The organism is Streptomyces murinus (genome assembly GCF_002154555.1).
Lineage (GTDB): Bacteria > Actinomycetota > Actinomycetes > Streptomycetales > Streptomycetaceae > Streptomyces > Streptomyces murinus.
The window spans coordinates 22,964-34,502 of record NZ_MUNF01000038.1 but is presented as its reverse complement, the minus strand read 5'-3'; the positions used below and the strand labels follow the sequence as shown (position 1 = coordinate 34,502).

The following is an 11,539-nucleotide window of genomic DNA, read 5'->3' as shown; positions in this document are numbered from 1 at the left end:
CTCGGATGGACGGGCGGCGAGAGGCCGCCAGGCCGTAGGGTTACGAGCCACACGCGTCGGCCCGCCGGCGCGGTCCGACCGACCTGAGAAGGGCACGATGACGGTTCCCGAGCCGACCGCCACGACGCGATGGCGCTGCACCCTGTGCGGCAACCTCACCCGCTTCGACGTCACCCGCTCCTCGAAGGTCGTGGAGTATGTCCACCTCGATCTCGCGGGCGAGCCGACGGTGGAGGAGCGCCAGGTGGTCAGTGAGACGATCGAATCGGTGCGCTGCCGCTGGTGCAACGCGGTGGACCAGGTGGAACTCGTGGACAGGCCGGGCACCGACTCCTGACGGGGCCGGGCCCGAAGAGGCATTTCTTCGGCAAGGTAGTGGGGTGTGACGGATGGTGGAGAGCGCAGGCGGGGGGCCGGGCGACGGCACCGCTGAGGTGCTTGACCGTCCGCTGTCCGACGGGGTGCGCCGCAGGGTCGTCGCGATCGTCTCGGAGTGCTTCGGCAAGCTGACCGTGGCCGAACTGCCCGCACAGCTGCGGCAGTACGCCCGGTTCGCCCCGAATCGTCGCGCGAAGTTCGCCGGGAACGCGATGGCCGCGGCGCTGGAGACCGACACACTGTTCCGGCAGCGGATCGGCGAGAAGTTCCGCGCCGCGCAGCCGGAGTTGGCCGGCGCCCTGGAGGCCGGCTCCGTGCCCGCGGCCGTCGATCCGCTCGATGTGGCGGCGGCCGCCTATGTGCTGCGCCCGGCGGGCTGGGTGAAGCTGGTCACCGCGGCCGGCGAGGAGGCGCAGCGCGCCGACGCCGAGCGGGCCGACGAGGAGAGCCGCGCCGAACTGGAGCGGCTGCGCGCCGAACTGGAGCGCGCCCGCGAGCACACCAGGACCGAGACCGAACGGCTGCGCGGTGAGCTGGAGTCGGCGAAGCGGGACCTGGAGTCCCTGAACCGCAAGCTGCGCTCCGCGCAGAGCGATGTGCGCCGGGGCGAGGCCGCGCTGCGCAAGGCGCAGGGCGAGATGGACGCCGTACGCGCGGAGGCGGGCACCCGGGTGTCGGCCGCGGAGAGCGAGTCGCGGCGGCTCAAGGCGCGGCTCGGCGAGGCGGAGGCGGCCCTGGAGGCCACCCGCAAGGCCGCCCGCGAGGGGCGCAGCGTGGAGGACATGCGGGTACGGCTGCTGCTCGACACCCTGCTGGAGGCCACCCAGGGCCTGCGGCGCGAGCTGGCGCTGCCGCCGGTGTCCGTGCGCCCGGCCGAGACCGTCGACGCGGTGGAGCCGGGCCGGATGACGCCGAAGGACATCGCGGCGCGCGCCCTGTCCGAGCACGACCCGGCGATCCTCGACCAGTTGCTCGCGCTGCCGCAGGCGCATCTGGTCGTCGACGGGTACAACGTGACCAAGACCGGCTATCCGCAGATGCCGCTGGAGAAGCAGCGGCTGCGGCTGCTGGGCCAGTTGTCCGCGCTCGCCGCGCAGACCGGTGCCGAGGTGACCTGCGTCTTCGACGGCGCCGAGCTGGCCGCGCCGGTGCTGCTCGCGCCGCCGCGCGGGGTGCGGGTGCTGTTCTCCAAGCCGGGTGTCACGGCCGACGAGCTGATCCGCCAGCTGGTGCGCGCGGAGCCGCCGGGCCGGCCGGTCATCGTCGCCTCCACCGACCGCGAGGTGGCCGACGGTGTGGCACGGGCGGGTGCCCGGCCCGTGGCCTCTGCGGTACTTCTGAAGCGACTGTCCTGAAGGCCCAACGGGCGTAGCTAATGCCCGAATTGGCCGTCCCGTCACGCAACGTAGGGTCAATCGGCCATCACTGCTCGTGGATTGTGTGCAAAGAATGCATTGCGTGACGGGAATTTTTGCCGTGAGGATTTGAATGATCACAACATGGTCACTAGGGTCGGGGCTCGAACCTCCGAACGGGTGAACACTCACAAGAAGGAGTTCGTCCTCCGTGGCGTCCCACCGTCGACCCAAGCAGCAGAGCCGTGCACGTGTGACCGTGCTGACCACCGCAGCAGCCGCCGCCGTCGTGCTCAGCGCGAACGCCGCGAACGCCGCGCCGAGTGAGAAGCTCAGCAAGGACCAGGTCAAGTCCAAGGTCGACAAGCTGTACGAGCAGGCCGAGCAGGCCACCGAGAAGTACAACGGCGCCAAGGAGAAGCAGCAGAAGCTCCAGAAGGAGATCTCCACGATCCAGGACAACGTCGCGCGGGGTCAGGAAGACCTCAACAAGCTGCGCGACGGCCTGGGTTCGCTGGCCACGGCCCAGTACCGCTCCGGCGGTATCGACCCCTCGGTCCAGCTCTTCCTCTCCTCCAACCCGGACGACTTCCTCGACAAGGCGTCCACCCTCGACCAGCTGAGCAGCCAGCAGGTCGACGCGCTGCGCAAGATCCAGAGCAAGCAGCGCGAGCTCGCCCAGGAGCGCTCCGAGGCCACCGAGAAGCTCAAGGACCTCGCGGACACCCGCACCGAACTGGGCAACAAGAAGAAGGACGTCCAGGCCAAGCTCGCCGCGGCCCAGAAGATCCTCAACAGCCTCACCGCCAAGGAGAAGGCCGACCTCGCCGCCCAGCAGCAGCGCGCCGACCGCTCCTCCAGCGAGCGGGTGAACCTCGGTGACGCCCCGCCCGCCTCGGGCAGGGCCGCGGCCGCCTTCGCCGCCGCCCAGGGCCAGATCGGCAAGCCGTACGTCTACGGCGCCACCGGCCCCTCCTCCTTCGACTGCTCGGGTCTGACCTCCTACGCCTACGCGCAGGCCGGCGTCTCCATCCCGCGCACCTCCGAGGAGCAGGCCAACATAGGCACCCGGATCTACAGCCAGAGTCAGCTCAAGGTCGGCGACCTGGTGTTCTTCTACGGCGACATCCACCACGTCGGTCTGTACGCGGGTGGCGGCCAGGTGCTGCACGCCCCGCACACCGGTGCCGTGGTGCGCTATGAGGCGATGTCCGACATGCCGTTCCAGTTCGGCGTCCGGGTTTAAACCCCCGACGCTCCCGGGGAGGGCGCCCGATCGGGCGAATCCACGGGACGCAAACTGACTCCACGCCCCGCCGGTGACCTGCGTCAGCGGCGGGGCGTCACTCTTTGTTGCCGTCGCGGTCTTTGGCCGCGGCCCTTTTGCACGGCTACTGTCTGCCGCGTTTCCCCGGCGCCGGGGCCTCCCCGTCCCCAGGCGCCGGGGAACGTCGTCCGTGTCAGCCAGTGGAAGGGGTTCGGCAAACCGTGGGGTCCCATCGCCGCCTTGCACCGTCCGGGAAGCGCCGCGCACCGGGCGGATTCGACCGGGGTGCCGCAGCCCTGTGCGCCCTGTCGGCCGCCGCCGCGGCCCTCGGCGCAGTACCGGCGCACGCCGCGCCGCATCCCGATGCCCGCGCCGAGGTGGACCGGCTCTACACGGAGGCCGAGCAGGCGACCCAGGACTACGACCGGGCCCAGGAGCGCACCGACGCGCTGCGCCGCGAGGTCCGCCGCACCCAGGACCGGGTCGCCCGCCGCCAGCAGGACGTCAACACGCTGCGCGAGGAGCTGGGTTCGCTGGCCGGGGCGCAGTACCGCTCGGGCGGCATCGACCCGGCCGTCGCGCTGCTGTTCTCCGACGATCCCGACGACTACCTCGACAAGGCCGCCACCCTCGACCGGATCAGCGCCCAGGAGGCGGGTCGGCTGCGGGAGTTGCGCTCCGCGCTGCGCGAGCTGGACCAGGAGCGGGCGGAGGCGGCCGACGAGCTCGACGCGCTGGACCGCGCCCGCCGGGCGGTCGCCGCGCACAAGCGGACGGTGGAGGGCAAGCTCGCCCGGGCCCGGCAGCTGCTGAACACGCTGTCCGCGGCCGACCGCGCCGCCTACGACCGGTCCTCCCGCTCGGCAGGACCCGACCGGCTCGGCCTGTCCGACCTGACCGGCCTGGCCGGCGCCCCCGACGCGCGCGCCGCCGCGGCCCTGGCCGCCGCCCGCTCCGCGCTCGGCCGCCCCTATGTGTGGGGCGCCAACGGGCCCTCCGGCTTCGACTGTTCGGGCCTGATGCAGTGGTCGTACGCGCACGCCGGCATCCAGCTGCCCCGTACCTCCCAGGAGCAGCGGTTCGCCGGGCGGCGCGTCCCGCTCTCCCAGGCCCGCCCCGGCGATCTGGTGGTGTACCGCTCCGACGCCAGCCATGTGGCGATGTACGTCGGCCACGGCCAGGTCATCCACGCGCCCCATCCGGGAGCCGCGGTGCGCTACGACCCGGTGGGGATGATGCCGATCTCCTCGGTGACCCGGCCCTGACGCCCCGGCGGCGCGCCGTACGATCGTGTGATGGCCGGTGGCAGGCGGGTGAGAAGCGGCGGGGCGGCGGCCCTGTGTCTGCTGCTGTCCCTGACCGGATGCGCCGGGCGGACGGCGGCCGACTCCGCGAAGGGCGAGGTGCAGCACCTCCTGGACCTGCGCTCGGCGGCGCTGCTGCGGCATGACGCGCAGGCGTACGGCGCGACGGGCGCGAGCACCGAGTACACCAGGCTGCGCGCCCTGCCGCTGGCCTCCTGGGCGTACCGGATCACCACCCTGCGCCGCACCGCCGCGGGGGCCACCGCGGACGCCGACCTCACCTACAAGGTCGCCGGGTACGACCGGGCCCCCGTCGACACCCGGCGCACCCTCACCCTGGCCCGCACCGCCTCCGGCACCTGGTACGTCAGCGCCGACCGGCCCGCCGACAAGTCCGGGCAGCAGCTGTGGGACCAGGGCACGGTGACCGCCGTACCCGGTGCGCACAGCCTGGTGCTCGGCACCGGGCAGCCGGCGGCCGAGCTGCGCGCGTACGCGCGGATGGCCGACGAGGCGGTACCGGCGGTGTCCAAGGAGTGGGGCACCGACTGGACGCGCCGGGTCGTCGTCCTGGTCCCCAAGTCCCTGACGGGCATGGCGGGTCTGCTCGGCTCGCCCGCCGCGAACTACCGGGGGATCGCCGCCGTGACCACCGGGGAGGCGGGCGGCGCGGGACAGACACCGGCCGACCGGGTGGTGATCAACCCGGACGCGTACGCCGTCCTCGGCGCGATGGGCAAACAGGTCGTCCTCACCCACGAGACCACCCATGTGGCCACCCGCGCCCACACCACCGAGGCCACCCCCCTCTGGCTCTCCGAGGGCTACGCCGACTGGATCGGCTACCTGGGCACCGACCGCACCCCGGCCCAGGCCGCCCCGGAACTCGCCCGCGCCGTCGGCGCCGGCCAGGTGCCCGCCGCGCTCCCCACCGACAAGGACTTCGGCTTCACCAGCGACCCCACCGAGCTGGCCCGGGCCTACGAGAGCGGCTGGCTGGCCTGCCGCATGATCGCCGAGCAGTGGGGCGCGGCCCGCCTCGCCGCCTTCTACCGCGCCGTCGGCACGCGCACCACCCGCCCCGGCGCCGTCGAGACCGCCCTGCACCGCGTCCTCGGCCTGACCCCGGACGCCTTCACCACCCGCTGGCAGAAGTACGTCAGGGCGCAGCTGGGCTGAGGGTCTCGATCGCCTACAAGACGCTGTACCTGGCCACCATGGCCTTCTACGCGGTGCGCCAGGCCGCCGCGATCCACATCGCGCACACCCGGGGCGCGGGTACGGACGCCCGCGGGGACATCGGCCGGCAGGCGGTGCTGCTCTCCGGGGTGCTCGGCCTCACCGCGGCCGTCCTGTTCGCGGGCACCGCGCCCTTGGTCATGGCCGCGTTCGGCGCCGGACCCGCCGTCGCCCACCAGGGCGTGCTCTTCCTGCGCTGCGTCGGCCCCTGTCTGCTGCTGATGGCCGGCTTCATCGCGCTCGGCGGGGTCTTCGAGGGCAGCGGGGGAGCGCCCGCGCCGCTGCGGATCACCCTGCTCGGCACCGCCGTCCGACTCCCGCTCGCCGCCGCTCTGTCGGGGCTCCGGCTGCCCGGCGTCGCGCTGGCCCTCGCGGTCTCGATGGCCGTGCAGTGCGCGGCGGTGGCGACGCTGTCGCGGCGCGCCCTGAGCACGGCGGGCGTGCCGGCGTGCGCGGGGTCAGGGGGAGACCGAGGTCTCCCGGGGCGTGGGGAGCGGCTGGACGGGGGTCGTCGCCGGGGAGGTGGTGGCGCGCCACAGGCGGCGGGCCGCGAGCAGGGTGGCGGTGGCCAGGAGGGCGTTGCGCAGGAGCAGGAGGGTGATTCCGTACCAGTCGCTGGAGACCACGTGGACGAAGCCGATGGGGAATTCCAGGAGGGTCAGGAAGGAGGCGGCCAGGACCAGGAGGGCCGGGGCGGTCATCCGGGAGGCGCGGTGGGTGAGGCAGACGGCGGCCAGGCCGATCAGCCAGACCAGGTACTGGGGGCTGATCACCCGGCTCGTGGTGGTGAAGAGGAGCACGGCGGTCAGCGCCGCGTCCGTCAGTACGTGCGGGGGGAAGCGGCGGGCCCTGAGGCGCCACAGCAGCAGCCAGCCGAACGCGCCCGCCGTCAGGGCCAGCGCCGCCGCGCTCACCTCGGGCACGTACGGGCCCAGGAACTCGATCGAGCCGTAGTTCAGCAGCACCTGCCCGCTCCAGCCGAAGTGCCGGGCCACATGGAAGACCAGGGCGCCCAGCGACTCCACCTCCGTGCCCCGCTCCCGCTGGAAGGTCAGGAAGGCGAACGCGCCCGGCATCCACAGCGCGAACGCCGCCGCGAGCCCCGCCCCGGTCACCGCCGCCGACACCCACGCCCGGCGCCGTACCGCACCGGCCAGCAGCAGCGCAGGCCACACCTTCAGCAGCGCCCCGAAGGCCGCCAGCGCGCCCATCACCCGGGGATGCCGGGCCCCCGCGAGCAGCGCGGCCACGGCCACCGCGGTCACCATCACGTCGTAGCGCGCGTACACCGTCGGCCCGAGCAGCGGGGCGCCCGCCACCCACACCCAGGCCCCGCGCCGCGACCGGCCGGGCCTCCGGGCCGAGCGCAGCAGGAGCGCCAGGACCACCAGGTCGGCGAGGAACGCCAGCGCGAAGAAGGCGTGCGGGTAGGAGAGGAACGGCAGCAGGGCGGGCGCGAGGATCGCCAGCGCGGCGGCCGGCGGGTACTGCCAGGTGACGTCGTCCAGCGGGAACGTGCCCTGGCGCAGCACCTCGTACCAGTTGTGGTAGATCACCGACACGTCCGTGGTGACGTCCGGGCCGGGGACGACGTACACCCCGAGGACGAGGAGCAGCAGCACCGCACGGGTGACGCACCAGGTCGCGAGCAGGTACGCCGGCGACCGCCGGGCGTCCTTGGTCTCCACGTCTTCCCCTGCCGTTCGATTCCGTTTCGGGTCCCGTGTCGCGTGACCATGATGGCGTGAGCGCCGGGGACCGTGCCAACGCACCCGGTCGCGCCCGGCGCCGGACGGCCGATTCGGTAGGGTCGGCGACGATGCACAAGACCCTGATCGTGACCAACGACTTCCCGCCCCGGCCGGGCGGCATCCAGGCCTTCCTGCACAACATGGCGCTGCGCCTGGACCCCGACCGGCTGGTCGTCTACGCCTCCACCTGGAAGCGGAGCCGGGAGGGCGTCGAGGCGACCGCCGCCTTCGACGCCGAGCAGCCCTTCACCGTCGTACGCGACCGTACGACCATGCTGCTGCCGACCCCCGGGGCGACCCGGTGCGCGGCCGGGCTGCTGCGCGAGCACGGCTGCACCTCGGTGTGGTTCGGGGCCGCGGCACCGCTCGGGCTGATGGCGCCGGCGCTGCGCCGGGCCGGTGCCGAGCGCCTGGTGGCCACCACCCATGGGCACGAGGCCGGCTGGGCCCAGCTGCCCGCGGCCCGGCAGCTGCTGCGCCGGATCGGCGAGGCCACGGACACGATCACCTACCTGGGCGAGTACACCCGCTCCCGGATCGCCGGCGCGCTCACCGAGCAGGCGGCGCAGCGGATGGTCCAACTGCCGCCCGGCGTCGACGAGAAGACCTTCCACCCGGCCTCCGGCGGCGACGAGGTGCGCGCCCGGCTCGGCCTCACCGACCGCCCGGTCGTCGTCTGCGTCTCCCGGCTGGTGCCGCGCAAGGGCCAGGACACGCTGATCCGGGCCATGCCCCGGGTCCTCGCCGCCGAGCCGGACGCCGTGCTGCTGATCGTCGGCGGCGGCCCCTACGAACAGGATCTGCGCCGCCTCGCCCGGGAGACCGGCGTCGACGCCTCGGTCCGCTTCACCGGCGCCGTCCCCTGGGCGGAGCTGCCCGCCCACTACGGCGCGGGCGATGTCTTCGCCATGCCCTGCCGCACCCGCCGCGGCGGTCTCGACGTCGAGGGCCTCGGCATCGTCTACCTGGAGGCGTCCGCGACCGGTCTGCCGGTCATCGCGGGCGACTCCGGCGGCGCCCCGGACGCGGTCCTCGACGGGGAGACCGGCTGGGTGGTCCGCGGCGGCGAACCCGGCGAGGCCGCCGAGCGCATCGTCACCCTGCTCGGCGACCCCGAACTGCGCCGCCGGATGGGGGAGCGGGGCCGCCGGTGGGTGGAGGAGAAGTGGCGCTGGGATCTGCTGGCCGAGCGCTTGAAGGAACTTCTCTGACAGTTCGACAACTGGCGGCCCGTCAATTAGTTCTGACGGGCCGTCAATTTCTTTGCGCTGCCGATCGCTTGAGGCGGTCCGCCTACTTCGCGTAGATCGCCTCGATGTCGTCCGCGTAGTCCTTGGCCACCACGTTCCGTTTGAGCTTCAGCGACGGCGTGAGATGGCCCGAGTCCTCCGTGAACTGGGACGCGAGGATACGGAACTTGCGCACCGACTCGGCCTTGGACACCGCCGCGTTGCCGTCGTTCACGGCCTCCTGGATCGCGGCGTTCAGGTCCGGGTCGTCGCGCAGGGACGCCGCCGTGGCACCCGCCGGCTTGCCGTGCTCCGCCGCCCAGCGCGCCAGGAACTCCTCGTCCAGCGTGACCAGCGCGCCGACGAACGGCCGCCCGTCGCCGACCACCATGCACTCCGCGACCAGCGCGTGCGCGCGGATACGGTCCTCGATCACCGCGGGCGCCACGTTCTTGCCGCCCGCCGTGACGATGATCTCCTTCTTGCGGCCGGTGATCCGCAGATACCCGTCCTCGTCCAGGGTGCCGATGTCCCCGGTGTGGAACCACCCGTCGGCCAGCGCCTCCGCCGTCGCGCCCGGGTTGTTCCAGTACTCCTTGAACAGGTGCTCGCCGTGCAGCAGCACCTCGCCGTCGTCCGCTATCCGCACCACGGAGCCGGGCAGCGGCTGACCCACGGTGCCGATCTTCTGCCGGTCCCACGGGTTGAACGCGGTCGCGGCGCAGGACTCGGTCAGGCCGTACCCCTCCAGCACCGTGAAGCCGATGCCCCGGAAGAAGTGGCCGAGCCGCTCGCCCAGCGGGGCGCCGCCGGAGATGGCGTACTCGCCCCGGCCGCCGAGGACCGCGCGCAGCTTGCCGTAGACCAGCTTGTCGAAGACCTTGTGCTTGATCTTCAGCCCCAACGACGGCCCGGACGCGGTGTCCTGGGCCTTGCTGTACGCGATCGCGGTGTCGGCCGCCTTGTCGAAGACGCCGCCCTTGCCGTCCGCCTGCGCCTTGGCGCGCGCGGAGTTGTAGACCTTCTCGAAGACCCGCGGCACACCGAGGATCAACGTCGGCCGGAACGCGGCCAGTTCATCGGTGAGGTGCTTGATGTCCGGGACGCAGCCCAGCTTGATGGGCGCCATCATCGGCGCGATCTGCACCAGCCGGCCGAAGACATGGGCCAGCGGCAGGAAGAGCAGCACCGAGCACTCGCCGGTACGGAACAGCGGACGCAGCCGCTCCACGATGTTGCCGCACTCCGCGAAGAAGCTGCGGTGGGTGAGCACACAGCCCTTGGGGCGGCCGGTGGTGCCGCTGGTGTAGACGATGGTGGCCGGGTCGTCGGCGCAGGCGAGCGAGGAGCGCTCGTCCACCGTCTCCTCCGACACGTCCTGGCCGAGCCGCTCCAGCTCCTCGACGGCGCCGGCCTCGATCTGCCAGACGTTCTTCAGCGCGGGCAGCGTGTCGCGTACGGCCTCCACGGCGGTCGCGTGCGCGTCCAGCTCCACGACACAGGCGGTCGCGCCCGAGTCGGAGAGGATCCACTGCACCTGCTCGGGCGAGCTGGTCTCGTACACCGGCACGGTCACCGCGCCCGCGCTCCAGATGGCGAAGTCGAGGAGCGTCCACTCGTAGCGCGTCCGGGACATCAGGCCCACCCGGTCGCCCGGCTGCACCCCGGCGGCGATGAGTCCCTTGGCCGCGGTGTGCACCTCGGCGAGGAACTGCCGGGCCGTCACGTCCTGCCAGGTGCCGCCGGACTTACGGGCGATCACGGCGACGTCGGGATGCTGCGCGGCGTTTCTGCGGACGATGTCGGTCAGGTTTCCGTCCGCAGGGACCTCGTACAAGGCCGGAAGGCTGAACTCGCGCAAGACTGCTGCTCCTCATAGGGCGCCGGCGCCACGACGTTGTGTGATGCGACGGTGCGGTCCAAGGCTCGGGCTGGTGCTCGGGGCTACCGGTGGCTGAAACCCAGAGCACGACTGGACTGCCCGGACGTTACCCGTCGGTATGCGGTTCCCGACAGGGGGTCCCGGTCAGATGTTCGCTGCGTCACACACGATGGCGTTCCTTCGCGCACAGTAGTCCACGGCCTCTCCGACCGGCGAGTAACCGCAGGCCACGACCGGGACTGTTCACCTGCGACACACACGCCTACGCTTGATCGCCATGGCATCCACACCCCCTCGAAGCAGCCGGCATCGCGTCCATGTGGTCAGCGATGTGCACGGCAACGCCCGGGACCTGGCGCGGGCCGGCGAGGGTGCCGATGCCCTGATCTGCCTGGGTGACCTGGTGCTCTTCCTCGACTACGCCGACCACTCGCGCGGCATCTTCCCCGACCTGTTCGGAGAGGCGAACGCCGACCGCATCGTGGAGCTGCGCACCGCCCGGCGCTTCGAGGAGGCCCGCGCCTTCGGCGCCGAGCTGTGGGGCGGGATCGAGGGCGACCGCTTCACCGCCATCGAGAAGGCGGTACGCAAGCAGTACGCCGAACTCTTCGCCGCGTTCCCCACCCCGACGTACGCCACCTACGGCAATGTCGACATGCCGCAGCTGTGGCCGGAATACGCCGGTCCCGGTGTCACCGTCCTCGACGCGCAGCGGGTGGAGATCGGCGGCTGGACGTTCGGCTTCGTCGGCGGCGGGCTGCGCACGCCCATGCGGACGCCGTACGAGATCTCCGACGAGGAGTACGCCGCGAAGATCGAGGCGGTCGGCGAGGTCGACGTGCTGTGCACACACATCCCGCCGGAGGTGCCGGAGCTGGTGTACGACACCGTCGCGCGCCGTTTCGAGCGGGGGAGCCGGGCGCTGCTGGACGCCATCCGGCGTACCCGGCCCCGGTATTCGCTCTTCGGGCATGTCCACCAGCCGCTGGCGCGCAGGATGCGGATCGGGGCGACGGAGTGTGTGAACGTGGGGCACTTCGCGGGCAGCGGCCGGCCGTGGGCCCTTCAGTGGTGACGGGGCGAGGACGGGGCCGAAGCGGGCGCACGGTAGCCTTCACGCTGCACACACGTGCG

General features: G+C 72.5%; 9 protein-coding genes and 1 pseudogene. 8 read left to right on the top strand and 2 right to left on the bottom strand.

From position 1 onward, the window contains the following. Positions 1-97: 97 nt before the first annotated feature. The 6 genes and pseudogenes from CCN72_RS03335 to CCN72_RS03310 form a co-directional block, all read left to right on the top strand. Positions 98-337 carry a hypothetical protein gene (locus CCN72_RS03335; RefSeq protein ID WP_085564347.1) on the top strand — a complete coding sequence of 80 codons (240 nt, stop codon included), beginning with the start codon at positions 98-100 and terminating at the stop codon, positions 335-337. Positions 338-389: 52 nt separating this feature from the next. Then, on the top strand, positions 390-1,733 hold the full coding sequence (locus tag CCN72_RS03330) for an NYN domain-containing protein (protein ID WP_086806248.1): 1,344 nt from the start codon (positions 390-392) through the stop codon (positions 1,731-1,733). A gap of 211 nt (positions 1,734-1,944) precedes the next feature. Continuing rightward, positions 1,945-2,979 (top strand): C40 family peptidase, encoded by a 1,035-nt coding sequence (locus CCN72_RS03325; RefSeq protein ID WP_085564345.1) that lies wholly within the window; start codon positions 1,945-1,947, stop codon positions 2,977-2,979. 242 nt (positions 2,980-3,221) lie between these two features. Next, positions 3,222-4,265, top strand: coding sequence for a C40 family peptidase (locus CCN72_RS03320; RefSeq protein ID WP_208637906.1), 1,044 nt, complete (start codon positions 3,222-3,224; stop codon positions 4,263-4,265). Positions 4,266-4,295: 30 nt separating this feature from the next. Then, positions 4,296-5,483: a hypothetical protein gene (locus tag CCN72_RS03315; protein WP_086806247.1), complete on the top strand. Its 1,188-nt coding sequence runs from the start codon at positions 4,296-4,298 to the stop codon at positions 5,481-5,483. A gap of 5 nt (positions 5,484-5,488) precedes the next feature. After that, positions 5,489-5,968 (top strand): annotated as a pseudogene (locus CCN72_RS03310) (MATE family efflux transporter); the annotation flags it as partial. Between the two features lie 33 nt (positions 5,969-6,001). On the opposite strand, the gene CCN72_RS03305 reads toward CCN72_RS03310, so the two are convergent. Beyond that, positions 6,002-7,231, bottom strand: coding sequence for a glycosyltransferase 87 family protein (locus CCN72_RS03305; protein ID WP_086806246.1), 1,230 nt, complete (start codon positions 7,229-7,231; stop codon positions 6,002-6,004). A 131-nt stretch (positions 7,232-7,362) separates the two neighbouring features. Between CCN72_RS03305 and CCN72_RS03300 the strand changes: the two genes are divergently transcribed. After that, positions 7,363-8,505 carry a glycosyltransferase family 4 protein gene (locus CCN72_RS03300; RefSeq protein WP_086806245.1) on the top strand — a complete coding sequence of 381 codons (1,143 nt, stop codon included), beginning with the start codon at positions 7,363-7,365 and terminating at the stop codon, positions 8,503-8,505. Positions 8,506-8,587: 82 nt separating this feature from the next. On the opposite strand, the gene CCN72_RS03295 is transcribed toward CCN72_RS03300, so the two are convergent. Then, a complete protein-coding gene (locus CCN72_RS03295; RefSeq protein WP_086806244.1) occupies positions 8,588-10,384 on the bottom strand; it encodes an AMP-dependent synthetase/ligase in 1,797 nt (598 codons plus the stop codon). 298 nt (positions 10,385-10,682) lie between these two features. On the opposite strand from CCN72_RS03295, the gene CCN72_RS03290 reads away from it, so the two are divergent. Then, complete coding sequence (locus CCN72_RS03290) at positions 10,683-11,480, top strand: metallophosphoesterase family protein (RefSeq protein WP_078967223.1); 798 nt, start codon at positions 10,683-10,685, stop codon at positions 11,478-11,480. Positions 11,481-11,539: the final 59 nt, after the last annotated feature.